This is a genomic window from uncultured Mailhella sp., assembly GCF_944324615.1.
Classification (GTDB): domain Bacteria; phylum Desulfobacterota; class Desulfovibrionia; order Desulfovibrionales; family Desulfovibrionaceae; genus Mailhella.
In genome coordinates this window covers 1-16415 of sequence record NZ_CALUWY010000020.1, presented here as the reverse complement: position 1 = coordinate 16415, position 16415 = coordinate 1, and the positions used below count along the sequence as shown (strand labels likewise).

Annotated in this window: 15 protein-coding genes; 6 read left to right on the top strand and 9 right to left on the bottom strand. The window is 61.1% G+C overall.

Annotated features, from left to right (window positions below; all coding sequences use genetic code 11):
* The first annotated feature begins 28 nt into the window (after nucleotides 1–28).
* Nucleotides 29–1222 (top strand): carboxynorspermidine decarboxylase, encoded by a 1194-nt coding sequence (gene nspC / locus Q0K07_RS06370; protein WP_294557828.1) that lies wholly within the window; start codon nucleotides 29–31, stop codon nucleotides 1220–1222.
* 415 nt (nucleotides 1223–1637) lie between these two features.
* On the top strand, nucleotides 1638–3122 hold the full coding sequence (locus Q0K07_RS06365; RefSeq protein ID WP_294557827.1) for an outer membrane homotrimeric porin: 1485 nt from the start codon (nucleotides 1638–1640) through the stop codon (nucleotides 3120–3122).
* A 147-nt stretch (nucleotides 3123–3269) separates the two neighbouring features.
* On the opposite strand, the gene Q0K07_RS06360 is transcribed toward Q0K07_RS06365, so the two are convergent.
* Nucleotides 3270–4403: an MFS transporter gene (locus tag Q0K07_RS06360; RefSeq protein WP_294557825.1), complete on the bottom strand. Its 1134-nt coding sequence runs from the start codon at nucleotides 4401–4403 to the stop codon at nucleotides 3270–3272.
* Between the two features lie 216 nt (nucleotides 4404–4619).
* On the opposite strand from Q0K07_RS06360, the gene Q0K07_RS06355 reads away from it, so the two are divergent.
* Nucleotides 4620–5210 (top strand): DNA-3-methyladenine glycosylase I, encoded by a 591-nt coding sequence (locus tag Q0K07_RS06355; RefSeq protein ID WP_294557823.1) that lies wholly within the window; start codon nucleotides 4620–4622, stop codon nucleotides 5208–5210.
* A 46-nt stretch (nucleotides 5211–5256) separates the two neighbouring features.
* Nucleotides 5257–5937 carry an RsiV family protein gene (locus Q0K07_RS06350; RefSeq protein WP_294557821.1) on the top strand — a complete coding sequence of 227 codons (681 nt, stop codon included), beginning with the start codon at nucleotides 5257–5259 and terminating at the stop codon, nucleotides 5935–5937.
* 106 nt (nucleotides 5938–6043) lie between these two features.
* Here the strand turns inward: Q0K07_RS06350 and Q0K07_RS06345 are convergent, their stop codons facing one another.
* Together Q0K07_RS06345 and Q0K07_RS06340 are read right to left on the bottom strand one after the other, a co-directional pair.
* Nucleotides 6044–7156 (bottom strand): glycoside hydrolase family 3 N-terminal domain-containing protein, encoded by a 1113-nt coding sequence (locus Q0K07_RS06345; RefSeq protein WP_294557820.1) that lies wholly within the window; start codon nucleotides 7154–7156, stop codon nucleotides 6044–6046.
* On the bottom strand, nucleotides 7149–7847 hold the full coding sequence (locus Q0K07_RS06340; protein WP_294557818.1) for a TetR/AcrR family transcriptional regulator: 699 nt from the start codon (nucleotides 7845–7847) through the stop codon (nucleotides 7149–7151). Before Q0K07_RS06340 ends, Q0K07_RS06345 begins: the two co-directional genes overlap by 8 nt.
* Before the next feature lie 1088 nt (nucleotides 7848–8935).
* Here Q0K07_RS06340 and yddG point away from each other — a divergent pair.
* Nucleotides 8936–9835: an aromatic amino acid DMT transporter YddG gene (yddG, locus tag Q0K07_RS06335; protein ID WP_294557817.1), complete on the top strand. Its 900-nt coding sequence runs from the start codon at nucleotides 8936–8938 to the stop codon at nucleotides 9833–9835.
* 58 nt (nucleotides 9836–9893) lie between these two features.
* Here the strand turns inward: yddG and rlmN are convergent, their stop codons facing one another.
* From rlmN to Q0K07_RS06305, 6 genes are all read right to left on the bottom strand, one after another.
* Nucleotides 9894–11015, bottom strand: coding sequence for a 23S rRNA (adenine(2503)-C(2))-methyltransferase RlmN (rlmN, locus tag Q0K07_RS06330; RefSeq protein ID WP_294557814.1), 1122 nt, complete (start codon nucleotides 11013–11015; stop codon nucleotides 9894–9896).
* A gap of 25 nt (nucleotides 11016–11040) precedes the next feature.
* Nucleotides 11041–12129: a tRNA-dihydrouridine synthase family protein gene (locus Q0K07_RS06325; protein WP_294557812.1), complete on the bottom strand. Its 1089-nt coding sequence runs from the start codon at nucleotides 12127–12129 to the stop codon at nucleotides 11041–11043.
* 128 nt (nucleotides 12130–12257) lie between these two features.
* On the bottom strand, nucleotides 12258–12995 hold the full coding sequence (locus Q0K07_RS06320; protein ID WP_294557810.1) for a ComF family protein: 738 nt from the start codon (nucleotides 12993–12995) through the stop codon (nucleotides 12258–12260).
* Nucleotides 12996–13078: 83 nt separating this feature from the next.
* A complete protein-coding gene (locus Q0K07_RS06315; RefSeq protein WP_294557808.1) occupies nucleotides 13079–13648 on the bottom strand; it encodes a flavodoxin family protein in 570 nt (189 codons plus the stop codon).
* 48 nt (nucleotides 13649–13696) lie between these two features.
* The gene (locus tag Q0K07_RS06310) at nucleotides 13697–14311 is read right to left on the bottom strand and encodes an MBL fold metallo-hydrolase (RefSeq protein WP_294557806.1); all 615 of its coding nucleotides are present in this window, start codon (nucleotides 14309–14311) and stop codon (nucleotides 13697–13699) included.
* A 91-nt stretch (nucleotides 14312–14402) separates the two neighbouring features.
* Entirely contained in the window at nucleotides 14403–15311 is a 909-nt protein-coding gene (locus Q0K07_RS06305; protein WP_294557804.1) for an AraC family transcriptional regulator, read from the bottom strand.
* 235 nt (nucleotides 15312–15546) lie between these two features.
* On the opposite strand from Q0K07_RS06305, the gene Q0K07_RS06300 reads away from it, so the two are divergent.
* Nucleotides 15547–16344, top strand: coding sequence for a sulfite exporter TauE/SafE family protein (locus tag Q0K07_RS06300; protein WP_294557802.1), 798 nt, complete (start codon nucleotides 15547–15549; stop codon nucleotides 16342–16344).
* Nucleotides 16345–16415 lie beyond the last annotated feature (71 nt).

Below are 16415 nucleotides of genomic sequence, written 5' to 3'. Positions count from 1 at the left end.
CTCCCTTCAGCCCTCAACCCCCGCCGCCATGAACGAATATCTTGCCAAACTCCGCCCCGAATCCTGGCCTTCCCCCTGCTTCGTCACCGACCTTGCGCTGCTGAAGAAAAACGCCGCCGTGCTCGATGACGTGCAGAAGCGCACCGGCGCAAAAATCATGCTTGCGCTCAAGTGCTTCTCCCAGTGGATGACCTTTCCCGTGCTTTCCCGCGCCATGCGCGGCCCGCTTTACGGCTGCTGCGCGAGTTCTCCCGATGAGGCGCGGCTTGCCCGCGAGGAATTCTGCGGAGAAGTGCACGCCTTTGCCGCGGCATGGAGCGAGGAGGAACTTGCGGAAACCCTGCGCTATGCCGACCATATCGTGTTCAACTCCTTCGCCCAGTGGAAGAAGTTCCGGCCCATGGTGGAAAACGCAGCCAGAGAACGCGGCGTGGAGATAGAATGCGGTCTCCGCCTCAACCCGGAACACTCCGAAGGGGCCGTGCCCATCTACGATCCCTGCTCCCCCGGTTCCCGCCTCGGCATACGCCCCGCCGCCTTCCATGCGGAACTGGAAAACGATCCGCACGCCCTGGACGGCATAAGCGGGCTGCACTTCCATACCCTGTGCGAACAGAACGCCGACAGTCTGGAACGCACGCTCAAAGCCGTGGAAAAGCATTTCGGCAGATATTTTTCCGCCATGAAGTGGATCAACTTCGGCGGCGGGCACCATATTACCCGCGACGACTACGACATCGACCTGCTGTGCCGCTGCATCGAGCATGTACGCGATACCTACAACGTACAGGTCTACCTGGAACCCGGCGAAGCCGTGGCCCTCAATGCGGGCGTGCTCATCGCAACAGTGCTCGACGTGGTGCAGGCCGACATGCCCGTCGCCATTCTCGATGCCTCCGCCGCCTGCCACATGCCCGACGTGCTGGAAATGCCCTACCGCCCCCACATCATAGGCGCAGGAGCCCCCGGAGAAAAAAACTTTACCTGCCGCCTTGCGGGCAAATCCTGCCTCGCGGGGGATGTCATCGGCGAATACTCCTTTGATGCGGCCCTTCAGCCCGGCGACAGACTCGTGTTTCTGGACATGGCCATCTACAGCATGGTGAAGACCAATACCTTCAACGGTCTCCGCCTGCCTTCCATCGCCATCTGGGATTCGGAAACCGACCAGCGCCGCGTCACGCGCACCTTCGGTTACGAGGATTTCCGCTCAAGGCTGTAAAGGCTCCGGCACAAGCCTCATCTCAGGCTGCATGAAAGCTCCTTCAGGCCCTCCCCTTTCCGGGAGGGCTTTTTTTGTGCCTTCAGCGCCGTATCCGGCCCCTTATTCCCCCGCCGGAACATCATCATAACACCATGAATTTCCTTCATTATCATTTTATATATGCTTTTATAATATAATACTGAAAAACATTATTCCGAAAATATCTATAATGCAAATAAAACATCACTGTATAATAACGTGCAAAAAACTGAATATTCTAATCATTATCATATTGTTCTTGTCATAAAAAAGAAACTATACCTTACTCATGCCTTCACAAAAAGGCAGAACACCCTGAATCCTTAATGTATATGGTGCATGAATAAAAGGTTTTCATGCAAAAGGATATCGGGAAAACAAGGGAAGGTATGATATGAAAAAACTTCTTACCCTCATGCTTGCGGCCGGTATGACTCTTGCCGCCACCAGCGGCGCTTCCGCCGTGGATGTCAAGTTCAGCGGAACGTATGATTTCTCCTTCAGCGGTTCCAACAACCTCAACGGCACCAACTCCTTCATGGATGCCTCCGACTACCGCCACAACACCGGCCGGGAACTGAATCAGCGTCATTTCGATGCCTATCAGCGTCTGCGCCTCGGCATGGAATTCACCATGTCGGAACAGCTTTCCGCCTTTTATCAGGCCCAGGTAGGCATCTTTACCTGGGGCGGCCCCTACAAGGGCGCCGGCAAGCTTGAAAACGACGGCGGCGCTCTGGGCACCCGTGCGGCCAACATCACCACCCGCCTCGCCTACCTGGACTGGATGATTCCCCAGACCAGCATTCAGGTCCGCATGGGCCAGCAGGAATTTCTGCTGCCCAACTATGTGGCCGGCAGCCCCGTCATGGACGACCCCGCCACCGGCGTGATGATTTCCGCGCCCGTCACCGACAACTTCCATGCCAGCGGCTTCTGGATGCGCGCCGTGTCCGATCCGCTGAAAAACGCCTACGGTGAATACGACTACGACGATGCGGATGTGGATCTCTTCGGCCTCATCGGCGATCTGAAGTACGATTACTTCCGCCTCACACCCTGGGCCATGATCGGCCATGCGGGCAAGAACTTCAGCGAAGTCTCCAACACCGGCCCCACCGCTTCCGGCCTGCTGCCCTTCAACGGCATGAACCGCCTCTCCTGGGATAACGGCACCCTGGTGGCCACGCCCGACGGCTCCGACTCCACCGTATGGTTCGCAGGCCTCGGCGGCGAAGTCACCATGTTTGACCCGCTGCGCCTTGCCATGGACTTCTATTACAGCGGCACGGACAACGGTTCCTCTTCTCTGGAACGTCAGGGCTGGTATCTGGCCGCCCTTGCCGAATACAAGCTGCCCTGGTTCGTCCCCACCCTCAAGGGCTGGTATGCCTCCGGTGACGACAGCAAGGTGACCAACGGTTCCGAACAGCCGCTCTTCCTTTCCGGCGGCTTCAAGCCCGGCGCGAGCTCCTACTTCAAGGGCCGTTTCAACATCGCCAACACCATTGATAACGGCAGTGCCGGCGGCACCTGGGGTATCAGCGCACAGCTCAACAAGATAAGCTTCCTTGACGATCTTTCCCACGATCTGCGCGTGACCTACTTCCGGGGCACCAACAGCAGCAACATGCCCAACATCATCAACAACGTCTACGGCGGTTCCGTCTCCCCCGCCGACTACCTCACCACCAAGGATCATGTGGTGGAAGTGGACTTCGACACCACCTACCAGATCTACAAGAACTTCGTTTCCGTGCTGGAACTGAGCTACGCCTTCCAGGACTTCGACGGCAACGTGTGGAGAAACGCCGCCGGTGAAAGCGGCGACTTCTCCAACGCCTGGCGCGCCGCTCTGAACTTCCGGTATAAGTTCTGATGTTTGATCCTTCGCCGCAGACCTTCTTCTTCGTCATTCCGGAAGAAGGTCTCCCCCTCCGGTGAAAGGATGTGCAAAGGCCGGCTTTGAAGCCGGCCTTTTTCTTTGCCCGGAAAGCCTTCCGGGCAGCCATGCAGAGAAGATGCCCTATTTTCTCACCACTCCCGCACCGAAGAACAGGGCCGCGCACAGAAGCACCACCACGCCCATGGCCGTCTGCAGGCCCACCGCCGCACCCAGCATGCCGATGAGCGGAGGAATGAAGAGCTGACCGCTTGCGGCCAGCATGGAAAGAAAGGCCGTCACCGTCCCCGTGGGCAGATCGCGCCTCCTGCCTGCCGCGCTGAAGAGCACGGGCACCGTGACGGAAAGCCCCAGGCCCATGAAGGCGTAGCCCGCAAGACAGAGCACGGGCCAGGGAGAAAGAAGCGCCGTAAGCATGCCGCCGAGGGCACAGCCTGAACATACGCGCATGAGCAGGGAATCGCCGAAATGTTCGCGCAGTCTGTCGCCGAAAAAGCGCATGACCACCATGGCGATGGAAAACGTGGCATAGGCCAGGGCTGCCGTCTGTTCCGAAGCGCCCTTCACCTCGTGCAGGAGCAGAACGCCCCATTCCCCCACCGAACCTTCGGAAGAATAGGAACAGAGCAGAAGCAGGCCGAACACCAGCACCCACAGGGGCGGACGATGCATGCGCCCGCCCTTTTCCCCGGCGCGCGGCGTATCACGCAGAAGACTGCGGGCAAAAAACGGCAGAAGGCACAAAAGCACAAGAGCCACGGCAAGAAAATTTCCCAGCGGAGGCACGCTCAAGGCCGCCATGCAGGAACCGAACAGCGCACCCAGAAGGCCGCCGGAGCTGTAGAGCGCGTGCATGGAGGAAATGACGGGTCTGCGCATGGCGCTTTCCACAAGAATGGACCCGGCGTTGATGCCCACGTCGTTCACACCGATGGCAAAGCCCAGAAGCGCAAACAGCGCCGCTGCGGAATAAAGACCGGAAACAAGCCCCATGCAGGGAAAAAGCACGATGAGAAAGGCGGAAGCCAGGGTGAGCACGGTGCGGCAGCTCGTGCGGGAAATGGCCCAGCCCGCCAGAGGGAACGAACAAAGGCCGCCCAGCCCCATGCACAGAAGCACCATGCCCACATCGGCATCACTCAGGAGGGCCTGAGCCTTAAGCGCAGGCATGCGCGACATCACGCTTCCGTATGCCAGCCCCGTGACGGCGAAAAAAAACGAACAGGCCCAGCGCGGGCCCACGGTCAGACTCTTCATGGTCATGCTCCGCCGCCGAAGCGGCCTTTACAGGGACGAAAAGCGACTCTTTCCGCAGGCCGTGATGCCGTGCAGAAGCGCCGCTCTTTCCGGAAAACCCGGAATATCAGGCGCCCTCCGCGCCCGGGGCAAGCTCTAGGCCGGAGCGGTCGCCGTTGTCAAGCCGCCCTGTACTTCGCCCAGGAAACAGGCTACGGTCCCGTAAGGAGGAAAGCCATGGAAAACGCCTGCGCATGGTGCCTGTCGCATGAGCTGCTGCGCCGCTATCATGATACGGAATGGGGCGTGCCCGTGCATGACGATCAGCAGCTCTTTGAACATCTCATGCTGGAAGTCATGCAGTGCGGCCTGAACTGGCTGCTCATGCTGAAAAAACGGGACAGCTTCCGCCTTGCTCTTGCAGATTTTCAGGTGCGTGATCTCGCCGCCTTCACGGAACGCGACATCGAGTCCGCCCTGCTTGTGCCCGGCATGATCCGCTCGCGGCGCAAGGTGGAATCCGTGGTGGCCGACGCGCGGGCGTATCTTGCCATGCAGAAGGAATTCGGTTCCTTCCATCAGTGGCTCTGGAACTTTACCGACGGGCACATGCTCGTCTATGCCGGACATGACCGGATCATTCCCCCCAAAAACGCCCTTTCCGACCGCATCAGCGCAGAACTGAAGGCGCGCGGTTTCCGTCATCTGGGCAGCATCACCGTGTATTCCATGCTGCAGGCCTGCGGCATCATCAATGACCATGAACGTTCCTGTCCCCGCTTCCACGCCGTGATGCAGGGCGTGAAGGTCGCTTATGTCAGCGACTGACTCCGCCTGCAGAAGCATCATGAACTGAACCGTCAAGGAGATATCCATGAAACTTGCCTCCCTCGCCCTGACCGCATGCCTGCTTCTGCCCGCCGCGGCGGGCATGGCCGCAGAAACGGCCCTCTCCGAATATACGGAACACTCCGCCACGGCCGACATCAAGGTTTCCTGGCAGCGCTCCGGCCTGGAGAAGCCCGACGCCGTTTCCGATGACATGGTGGCCCGGAAAGTGCGTGAATTCCGGGCCACGGCCAGGGAGGAACATGCCTCCCTCAAAGAAATCCGCGGAGAAGACACGCCCCCGCTGGAAATGAACCTGAAAGGCACCCTTTCCGGCAACGGACGGACCGTCACCATGCTGTGGGAAGACTACATGTACCTCGGCGGAGCCCACGGCGGCCTTGTCCTCTCTTCACAGACCTACGCCCTGCCGGACGGAAGGCCCGTCGGCCTCAACGACCTTTTTCCGAACACCGGGAAGGCTCTGCACCTCATCAGCGTGCTTTCCCGCAAGGATCTTCTTGCCCGCGGCCTGCCTCAGGACATGGTGATGGCGGGCACCATGCCCGAAGAGGACAATTTCAGCACCTTCCTTCTGGAAAAGGACGGCATCACCTTCTATTTCAGTCCCTATCAGGTGGCAAGCTGGGCGGACGGCGTCATTACCGTCACCCTGAAGCTCAAAGACCTTGCAGGCGCGGCCCCGCACAGGCAGTACTGGAAATAAACGCCGTGCCGGCGCATGTTCCTGCGCCGCCGCATCCGGACCTTTAAAAGACATCCGCCGGAGGGAAAGCCCCCCGGCGGATGTTCTGTTTCCAAGCGTGTCCAGCCTACAGGCCGCCCGCAAGCTTCGCCTTCATGGTTTCTATGCGCCGCCACGAGGCTTCCAGGCGTTCACGGCTCACTTCTCCGCTCCGCACAAGGTCGAGAACGGCCTGAAACACCTTCTCATGAAGCATGGGGTCGGGTTTCAGATAATTGCCGAAAAGAAGAATGTCGTTGCCTGCAAGGATGGCAAGGCGCACCCGCTCTTCCAGCGAACGCCCCTTGTACACGGCCCCCATCTGAAGATCATCGCTGATGACCACGCCGTCCCATCCCAGTTCCCGGCGGAGCAGCCCATCGATGACGGCGGGCGAAAGGGAGGACGGCAGCCGTTCATCCATGCCTCTGTGATGGATATGGGCCACGAGCACCATGCCCGGCCAGCCTGTGCGGAACGCCTCCCTGTAGGGCAGAAGTTCCTTTTCACTCCAGCTTGCCGTGACATCCGGCAGATCGTGATGGGAATCCTTGCCCGCACTGCCGAGACCCGGAAAATGCTTGAGCGCAGGCAGAACGCCCGCCCGATACAGCCCCTCGCCGAAGGCGAGAGCCTGCCGTGTCACAAGCGCCGGGTCGGATCCGAAGAGGCGTCCCGCATCGCCGAGGCCCGGACTTTCCGGAGAAATCCGCAGATCCACCACAGGGGCAAGATCCACGTTGATGCCGAGAGCGGCCATCTCCCGCCCGGCACGGAAGCCGAGATCGCGCACCTCAGCCTCTTTCATGCGTCCCATGGTCTCGGCGGAAGGCAGGGCGAAGAAGCCGCGTTCCGCCTTCAGACGGCGCACCCTGCCGCCTTCCTGATCCACGGCCACCAGAAGCGTGCGCGGTGCAGCATGCTGAAGCGACGATACCAGCGCCCTGAGCTGTGCGGGCGATTCGATGTTGTAGCTTTCCCCCGCCTTTTTCCCCTTGTCGAAAAGGATGATGCCGCCGATGCGCCCCCGGGCCACGGCCTCCAGCACGGAAGGCGGAGCACTCGTGCCCTGAAAGCCCGTCATGATCATGGCACCGGCCATTTCCTCTAAAGAAGGCGCATCCTTCTTCTGCCGGGCAAAGGAGCAGGAACAGCACAGAACAAAACACAGAACAAAAAGAAAAACAAAGCGCTTACGCATGCTCTTCCTCCTGCGCAGGCATGACGGGCGGGAGCTCTCCCCGGGCATAAAGCCCGGAAAATTCACGAAGCGCCGCAAAAAGCAGAATTTTAAAATGACGGTTCACATCTTCCTTGCGGTGGGTGAACACCGTACTCAGCGTACGGGCCATGTCCCGCTGCACGCAGAGCATGAGCAGATACGGAGCCATGACCGTGATGATGCAGCTCTGCAGGGCCGGATCGTCTCTGGGGATACCCGTGAGTTCCGAAAGCAGGGCACCTATGCTCCGCTCCTTGGAAAGGGTGCCCGCAAGAAAGGCCAGACCACCCAGCGGCGAGGGGCTGATGAGTTCATGGGCCCATATCCTCGCATACCAGCTCTGCCCGTCGAAAACGGTGTCGATATAGGCGTCGAGCACTCTTTCCAGCTTTTTTTCCACGGGCAGATCGGCCGAAGTGATGACGGCCATTTCCCTTTCATTCACGATATGTTCATGCACCTCATTCAGCACGGCGCGGTACAGATCGTCACGACTGCCGAAATAATAGTTCACGGCGGCGATGTTGACGCCCGCCTCCCGGCAGATCATCTTGCTTGTGGTGTCGGTATAGCCGTGTTCGGCAAAAAGGCGCACGGCCGTACCGAGAATCTGGCGGCGCGTGGCTTCGCCGTCTTCACGGGAATGTTTCTTACGGGAAAAAAACAGCATGGACGGGAACCTCTCATAGGGCATTTCCCGCAGGAAATGCGTGAAGCCGGGGCGGATTCCCCGCCCGGCGGAAGAACGCAGAAAAACGGCCGGAATACCCGCTCCTTCCGTTCTGCGGCGGGAAGTCATTGTTCAGCATACGGCAAGAAGAAGCGACCCGCAACGGCCCTTCTCCCCGGACAGCATGGGTCCGGCACCGCATCTTCCGCACCTTCGCCGGACATGCGCCGCGGAACATCCATGCCGGGCGCGCTGCCCGAATCGGCCTTCTGCAGGCATGGCTTCCGGGCGCGCATCCGCACTTTTCCGGAAGATCCGGCCGGATACCGGAAGGAGGCAGAGATACACCGCATGAGAGAGGCTCCGGCTGTGCCTGCGGCCTGCCGTCCCCGGCGGATATGCATGGGAAAGGTCCCTCTGCACAGGGGCAACGGCCTTCTGCGGCAGAAACAGAGCCCCCCGCAGCTTCGGCAGGCGGGAAAAAAGACGACATGCACCGGAAGACGGATATGTCCGCATGGAGCACGCGGAAAACGGCGCGCCTCAGAGCCATGCGGACACAGAAGAAAAAGAAACTGGGGCATCGTGGACGGCCATGCCCCAGAACCTTACACAACCGCACGGGGTGGCAACGTCACGCGTATCTCTTCATGACGTCTCGCCGTCCTTCCCCGCAAAGCGGTTTGCGCACCCGGGAATGGAGAGGGCTATCCCGGGCGCGCCACGAGCGAAATTTCTCCCGACAAGCGGGAACCTGCCGCCGGATGCAGCGGCAAATAAAATCTAAATTTGAATTTGAACTACTATCCCTCTTCTGTCAAGGCAAAAAGTGCCTTTTCTGCTTCCATTCCGCCTTTTTTCCTGGGCAAACACCCTGTCCTCCTTGACAAAATATGCAGACATGGCACAAGTGCAGCCGCGTGCGCGCGATGAAAAAATGCCGGAGAATACGGCTGCTTTTCCGGGTATCCGGCAGAGCGTCATGCCGGGCTGATCCCTGCCTTTTCCGTGCGCCCCGCGCCTTCCCGGATCAGGGGACGGCGAACGTGCCGCCCGTGCCGGACACACGCTCCAGCAAGGAGTTTTCCATGCCCTTCCTCCCCTCTGCAAGTCACAAGGCCACGCTTCTCGGTCTCACCGCCCCCATCTGCTGGGGCATGTCCGTGGGACTGGTACGGAGCATTACGGAACAGTTCGGCCTTGCCGCCGGGCTGAGCATACTCTATATCGCCACCTGCGCCTTCCTGGTATTTTTCCTCGGTGTGCCCAAGCTCTCGAACTATCCGAAAAAATACCTTTTTCTGGGTATTCCCCTGGCCAATGTCTGTTCCATCTGCTTTTCCCTCTCCCTCTATCTGTCCGACGGGGGACAGCAGACCGTGGAAGTGGGCATGGTCAACTACCTGTGGCCCTGCCTCGTGGTGCTCTTTGCCGTGCTCTTCAACGGACAGAAGGCGCGCTGGTGGATTGTTCCCGGCGTCATCATCAGCTTTCTCGGCGTGATGCTCGTACTCGGAGGAGAAAGGGGCATACAGCCCGGGGAAATCTGGATGCACGTACAGCAGAATCCGTGGAGCTATGTGCTAGCCTTCTGCGGTGCGGTGGCATGGGCCGCCTATTCCAACTTCACCCGGGCCTGGTCCAACGGGCAGAACCCCACGCTCATCGTGTTCGCCATCGACACCGTGCTTTTCTCCTGCCTGTGGGCGGCAGGCTACGGCGACCTTTCCCACGGTTCCCTCATGGGCTGGATCAGCGTGGTGGTGGGGGCCGTGGCCATGGGCGGTTCCTACGCGGCGTGGAGCTACGGCGTGACCCGGGGCAACATCACCGTGCTGGCCATTGCCTCCTACTTCACGCCCGTGCTTTCCTGCCTCTTTGCCACCGTGTGGATAGGAGCCAGTCTGGACGGAGCCTTCTGGAAGGGCGTGGCCGTCATCGTGTTCGGTTCGCTCCTCTGCTGGAGCTCCACCGTCATGCGGAAGTAACGTTTCCGCCTCCCGGGGCCTGTGCCGCCCCGTTCACGGACAAGGCCTTCCCTGCGCTTCAGGCGGAACGGAGAGGTCCCTCCCCGTCACAGGCCTTTGCCGCATCGTGGGCGGCGCGGAGCTGACCGCAGGCGGCCTCGATGTCCTGCCCCTTGCTCTTGCGCACGATGGCGGTGATGTCCTTGGCCCAGAGAGCTTTTTCAAAACGCAGAAGTTCTTCCGGCGAGGGGGCCTGATACGGCGTGCCCGGAGTGGGATTGTAGGGAATGAGGTTCAGCTTCGCCTTGAGGCGCGCACAGATGCGCGCAAGCTGGCGCACATGCTCGCTCTGGTCGTTCACCCCGGCAATGACGAGATATTCCAGCGTGATGCGTTCCCTGGTCTTTAAAGGGTACTTCTCCAGCGCGGCGACAAGATCATCCAGATGCCAGTGCGCGGCGCGCGGCATGAGCTGTTCCCTGAGCTGCTGATTGGGCGCATGGAGGGACACGGCGAGAAACGCCAGTCCGCTGTCGCCAAACTCCCGCATGCCCGCCTCTATGCCGCAGGTGGAAACCGTGATGCGCCTGGGGGAAAAGGCCAGTCCGCGGGGATGTTCCAGCGTGCGCAGAGAATCCATGACGTTCTTCAGATTGAGCAGCGGCTCGCCCATGCCCATGTACACGATATTGCGTATGATGGGCCTCTCCGGCTGCGTGTCGTGCACATAGGCGCGGGCCACCTGAATCTGCCCCAGAATCTCGCCCATGGTCATGTTGCGGGTAAAGCCCAGCTTGCCCGTGCTGCAGAAGGAACAGGCCATGGCGCAGCCGACCTGCGTGGAGACGCACTGCGTCATGCGTACCGAAAGATCATTGGGGCGCTTGGGCGCCTCGCTGGGAATGAGCACCGTTTCCACCAGTTCCCCGTCGGCAAGCTCCAGCAGGAACTTGGTCGTGCCGTCGGAACTGACGCGCACGTCGGCGATGGAGGGCCAGCGGATTTCGGCAAGAAGCGCAAGCTTTTCCCTGTCGCCCTGGGAAATATCGGTCATCACGTCGAAACCGGCCGCGTTTTTCACCCATATCCACTGCCACAGCTGTGCGGCGCGAAACTTTTTCGCCCCCAGTTCCTCCACGACGAAGCGTTCGAGGTCGGGATAGGGAAGATCGCAGAGATTGACTTTGCTTGAGGTGGACATGGCATATCCTCAGGCCGCGGGGCGGTCAGTTGCTTGTGTCGCTGAAATGACGTTCCAGTATGGCGTCCAGTTCATCCCAGCCCGTACAGGATACGATTTGCTGGCGCAGCGCCCTTGCCCCGTCGAGATTCTTCACATAGCGGGGCACGAAGGTACGCATTTTCAAAAGGGCAAGATGCGGCGAATAATGCCGCGCAAGAAAGGCGTGACGGCGTATGACAAGGGCCAGTTCCGCCCTGTCTGCGGGCACATGGTCAAGGGCCTCGAAGGCCTGCTGCACGCCTATATTCCGCCCGTCGTCCTCCCGGGCCGCGGGCTCCTCCGGGGGAAGCTCCCCTTCCAGCGCGCCCTGAGCCACAAGTTCCCGGTGACGGGCAAAAATGGCGGGATTCTTCAGCGCACCCCGCGCGTACATGACGGCCGACGCCCCCGTTTCCCGCAGCACGCGTATGCCGTCCTGCGCGGTGAACAGGTCGCCGCTCGCCACCACGGGCACGGGAAGCGCAGAGGCAAGTTCCCGGATGGCGGAAAAACGCGGACGCCCGGAAAAGCCCTGCACCGCATGACGGGGGTGCAGCGTCACCCAGCCCGCCCCCATGTCCGCAAGGCGGCGGGCAAGATCGGCATAGACCTCGTGTTCGCCGTCCCAGCCGAGGCGTATCTTGAACCCCACCCGGCCTTCTCCCGCCGCACGGATGACGGCCTCGGCCACGCGCAGGGCGTTGGGAACATCGCGCAGCATGGCTGCGCCCGCCCCGGTCTTCGTCACCTTGGGCACGGAACAGCCCATGTTCACGTCAAACCAGGAAAAGCCCCGCTGCTGAAGCAGTCGGACGGCCTTTTCCATGAACTCGGCCTCCGCACCGAAAATCTGCACCACAAGGGGGCTGTCGCAGACAAGGGAGCCGTCGCCGAGCCTGTCCCCTTCCGGGGCCGTGCAGGCAAGAAGCTCCTCGGTATTGCGTCCCCCGTACACCAGCCCCTTGGCGCTCACCATTTCCGTGCAGCACACGGCGGCCCCCATCTCCCGGCAGAGCAGACGGAAGGACAGATCGGACCAGCCGGCCAGAGGAGCCAGCCACGGGGTATCGGGGCGAAGGGGAAGCGAAGTCATGAACCATCCTTGGGAACAGGCTGACAGAAGAGGGAAAAAGGCGCGGAGCGGACATTGCCGCGGCAGAACAGCGGATCGTTGCCGGAAAAACGGCATATTCCGGCGTTATCCATAACAGGCGGAAAAGCTTATGGCAAGGCTGGCCCGCCGCCCTGTCCGTGGCGGGAGGAACGGGCCACCACGGCCGCATCCACACGAAAGGCGCCTGCGGCAAGGAGGCATTCCACGGCTCTCTGCATCGTGGCTCTCGTGGTGCACACGTCGTCGATGAGCAGGATATGCAGCCCGTCCACACGGCGCACGGCCTCAAAGGGCTGAGCAAGCTTCCGGCGCTCTTCCCTGCCCAGCATGGCCTGAGGCGTGCGGGAAACCCGCTTCACCAGCACGTCGGTGCACAAGGGCACGCCGAGGGCCTTCACCACCGGGCGGGCCAGTTCCAGGCACTGGTTGAAGCCCCTTTCCCTGAGCCGCGCATTGTGCAGCGGCATGGGTATCACCACGGAAGGCGCAGGCGCGGCCTCATAATGCCCGGCGCATACCCCTGCCAGAAGCAGACCCAGCATATCAAGGGCGGCAAGGCTTCCGCCGAACTTGGCACGCAGCACAAGGTCGCGCAGAAGTCCCTCGTACACGCCGAAAAACAGAAAATCGTTCCACGGCGGCAGGTGCATCATGCAGTCCGAACAGCTCGTACAGGGCGCATCTTCCAGCGCCGAAGGCTCGCCGCAGTACGGGCAGAAACCGGCCTCTCTGCGCCTGATCTGCGTTCTGCACCCGGGGCAGAGAAAAAAGGCGGCCGTCTCCTCCGGGGAAGGCACGGCATGTCGCGGCAGCGCATCCGGTTCAAAAGGCTCACGGCAGGCCACACAGCGCCTTTCCCTGAACCCCAGAGCGGAAAAAAGCCTGCCCGCGCCCTCTCTCCACCCTGCCGGAAACGACCATGCCCCCTTCACGCAGGCTCTCCGCCGAAGCCTTTTGCGTATTCCAGAATGCGCTCCCGGGCCTCAGCGCTTTTCTCCAGCGCGTCCGGCCCGTCCAGCCCGTAGAGACGCAAAGGCTCCTGCCAGCTCATGCCCAGGGCAAGGGCCATGTAGCGGAGCGTTCTTTCCGCGCCTTCAAAAAGCTTTTCTCCCCGCGGGCGCGCCCCGAAAAGCACGGCCGAAAGGATACGCCCGTGCGCAGGCTTCTCTCCGCAGGCCCAGAAACGCTGGGTTCTGTCCACCCAGGCCTTGGCCTGCGCCGGAAGGTGATAGAAGTAGACGGGGGAAATCACAAGGCAGAATCGCGCGCGCTGCATGTCTTCAAACAGCGCCTTTGCGCCGTCTTCCGGGGTATCGAGAGAGCAGAAGCCGGGGTGAAGCGCACAGAAGCCGCAGGAAATACAGGGCCGCACACCAAGATCGGCCACTCTGCGCACAAGGCTCCGCCCGGGCAGGGCCTCCTGCAGCAGATGTGCGGCAAAATCGCTGTTGCCCCCGCGGCGTGGACTGCACGCGGCAAGAAGAATGTCCTCCGCCATGGCTCCTCCGAAGCGCATATGCCGGAAAGAAGCCTTTCCGGCAGAAACTCACGCGCGGCAGTAACAGTTGTGCACGGCTTCGTAACCGATGCTGGTTTCAGGGCCGTGGCCGGGGTAGACCACCACGTTGCCGGGCAGCGTGTAGATGCTCTCGCGCAGGGAGCGGATCAGGTCCTCGTTGTTGCCGCCGGGCAGATCGCAGCGCCCCACGGAACGATAGAAGAGAAGGTCGCCGGTGACGATGAGACCGAGATCCGCGAAATAGTAGCAGAGACTGCCGGCGGAATGGCCGGGAGTATGGATGACGCGGCAGTGCAGCGTGCCCCAGTCCACCTCGCCCGGAGCGAGAATTTCCGCTTCAAAGGGCTTCAGGTTCATGCCGAAGCACATGCCCTTGCACAGAAGCATGGCGCGATCCACCCAGTCTTCCATACCCACCAGCACCGTAAGCCCCGTGGCCCTCGTCATGTCGGCGCAGCCCAGGCAGTGGTCGCTGTGCAGATGGGTCAGCGCCACGGCGCGCAGGGTGAGGTTGTTTTCCGAAATCTTTTTCAGCACGAGGTCGGTTTCATCGGAAGGATCGAAGACGACGGCATCCCTGCCGTTGTGCACGATATGACAGTTGGCTTCCAGCGGACCGAAGGGAAGGGTGATGACGGGCATGGCGGCTCCTGAATAAGTATGTTCGTTCCCATGGCTCTACCTTTTTTACGCGCGCGGCGCAATGCGGCCGCCCGGGAAAACGGCGTTCCGCCTACGCGCCTCCCCCTTCCATGATGTCGCGCAGAGGCGGCCTGCCGAAAAGGCGCTTGTATTCCCGGGTGAACTGCGGCCTGCTCTCATAGCCCACGGCAAAGCAGGCGTCGGCGGCGCTGCACCGCTCAAGCGTCATGAGCCTGCGCGCCTCGTAGAGCTTGAGGCGTTTATGAAACTGCAGAGGACTCAGGGAGGTGACCCTGCGGAAATTTCTGCTGAAGGTGGATTCGGCCATGTTGGCCATGCGGGCCAGAACTTCCATGCGCAGCCTCTCCCGGCAGCGGGCGCGCATGTATCCTATGGCCTGCGCAATCTGGGCGGCGGGAGTGCCCGGCGTATAAAAATTCCTGAGGCAGGCGCCGAAAGGCCCGGTGAGCAGATAGAAATGGATTTCCCTCACGATCATGGGCGCAAGCACCTTCGCCCTGATTTCGTCCTTTGCCGCCTCGGCAAGGCGCACAAAGGCGTACAGCAGCTCGGGCGTCATCTTCGCCGTGCGCAGGGCGCTTTCGGAAGGCGGGGAGGCGGCCCCGGTATCGCAGGGCACTTCGGCCATGAGCTGGAAAAGAAGCGGCGCCCGCAGCTCCAGCGCCATGGAAAAAAAGGGCTTCTCCCGGCAGGCCTCCCGTACCAGAAAGGAACAGGGCATGCCCACGCAGTTCAGCAGGCAGTCCCCCGTGCCGCAGGCATGGTTTTCCACCCCCATCACCGCTTCCTGAAAGCCCTGCACGGTCACGCCCACCGAAGGCGGACAGAAGGCGCTTTCCAGCCGCACGGATTCCTCCCCGCGAAAAAGCGTCACGCCCTCCACGCGCGGCGCATACCTCCCCTGCCGGGGCATAAGCCCCTCAAGGCGCTTCTTCAGCAGGGCATACCCGTATTCCAGCTCCGAAAAGGCTCCTTCCATGCAATCTCCCTCTCCCGGCACAGCACGCGCCGGGCGCTTCAACATCGGAAGGCGCACCCTTCCCTGCATTCTGGAAAAATCCTTTCACAGGGAAAGCACCTTGTCAAATTTCCGCAGAACAGCCTGAAAACAGCCTGAAAACGCCGCGCCTCACCTCATGACGGAGCAGGAAAGGACGGCATTGACGTATGTATGTGAGCCGTTATGATGGGGCATCTTTTTCCAGGGAGAATGTATGATTACTGCAATGCTTCTTTACTGCGCCCTCGGCGCGGTGGCCGGGCTTCTGGCCGGGCTTCTCGGTATCGGCGGGGGCGCCGTGGTGGTGCCCATGCTGGTGTTCGCCTTCCAGTGGCTGAACATCTCGCCGGATGTGGCCATGCACATGGCCGTGGGCACTTCACTGGGCAGCATCATGTTCACCGCCGTTTCCAGCGCCATGGCGCATCACCGGCACGGCGGCGTGGACTGGAACGTGTTCCGTTCCATCGCCATAGGCATTCTGGCAGGCACCTACGGCGGTTCCTTCATCGCGGCGCGCATCCCGGGCCGCTATCTTCAGCTCTTCTTCGTGGTGTTTCTCTACTATGTGGCCACCAACATGCTCCTGAACAAAAAGCCCAGCGCCAGCCGCACCCTGCCGGGCTTTGCGGGCATGACGGGAGCGGGCGTGTTCATCGGCGCCATATCCAGCCTTGTGGGCATAGGCGGCGGCACGCTCTCCGTCCCCTTCCTCGTGTGGCATAACGTGGATATGCGCCGGGCCGTGGGCACCTCCGCCGCCATCGGCTTCCCCATCGCTTTTGCAGGGTGCCTCGGCTTCATCACCAACGGCTGGAACACTCCGGGACTTCCCGAATACGCGCTGGGCTATGTGTATCTGCCCGCCCTTGCAGGCATCGTTGCCGTGAGCATGCTTACCGCCCCCATAGGCGCGGGTATCGCCCACAAGCTCCCCGTACCCAAGCTCAAGAAGTTCTTTGCCTGTTTCCTCTACATCATCGCCACAAAGATGCTTCTGGACGCCATCTAGGTTCAGGACTCATTAAATATAAAAGATGACAATGGCAGCGAGACAAATGGCCGAAAAGAACGTGTGTGCAC

Bases quoted from the DNA above. Each gene is read 5' to 3' on its own strand.
- yddG (WP_294557817.1), top strand. From the start codon at position 8,936: ATGCCCTTCCTCCCCTCTGCAAGTCACAAGGCCACGCTTCTCGGTCTC.
- Q0K07_RS06355 (WP_294557823.1), top strand. From the start codon at position 4,620: ATGGAAAACGCCTGCGCATGGTGCCTGTCGCATGAGCTGCTGCGCCGC.
- Q0K07_RS06360 (WP_294557825.1), bottom strand. From the start codon at position 4,403: ATGAAGAGTCTGACCGTGGGCCCGCGCTGGGCCTGTTCGTTTTTTTTC.
- Q0K07_RS06300 (WP_294557802.1), top strand. From the start codon at position 15,547: ATGATTACTGCAATGCTTCTTTACTGCGCCCTCGGCGCGGTGGCCGGG.
- Q0K07_RS06345 (WP_294557820.1), bottom strand. From the start codon at position 7,156: ATGCGTAAGCGCTTTGTTTTTCTTTTTGTTCTGTGTTTTGTTCTGTGC.
- Q0K07_RS06340 (WP_294557818.1), bottom strand. From the start codon at position 7,847: ATGCTGTTTTTTTCCCGTAAGAAACATTCCCGTGAAGACGGCGAAGCC.
- Q0K07_RS06305 (WP_294557804.1), bottom strand. From the start codon at position 15,311: ATGGAAGGAGCCTTTTCGGAGCTGGAATACGGGTATGCCCTGCTGAAG.
- Q0K07_RS06350 (WP_294557821.1), top strand. From the start codon at position 5,257: ATGAAACTTGCCTCCCTCGCCCTGACCGCATGCCTGCTTCTGCCCGCC.
- Q0K07_RS06310 (WP_294557806.1), bottom strand. From the start codon at position 14,311: ATGCCCGTCATCACCCTTCCCTTCGGTCCGCTGGAAGCCAACTGTCAT.
- nspC (WP_294557828.1), top strand. From the start codon at position 29: ATGAACGAATATCTTGCCAAACTCCGCCCCGAATCCTGGCCTTCCCCC.
- Q0K07_RS06315 (WP_294557808.1), bottom strand. From the start codon at position 13,648: ATGGCGGAGGACATTCTTCTTGCCGCGTGCAGTCCACGCCGCGGGGGC.
- Q0K07_RS06365 (WP_294557827.1), top strand. From the start codon at position 1,638: ATGAAAAAACTTCTTACCCTCATGCTTGCGGCCGGTATGACTCTTGCC.
- rlmN (WP_294557814.1), bottom strand. From the start codon at position 11,015: ATGTCCACCTCAAGCAAAGTCAATCTCTGCGATCTTCCCTATCCCGAC.
- Q0K07_RS06325 (WP_294557812.1), bottom strand. From the start codon at position 12,129: ATGACTTCGCTTCCCCTTCGCCCCGATACCCCGTGGCTGGCTCCTCTG.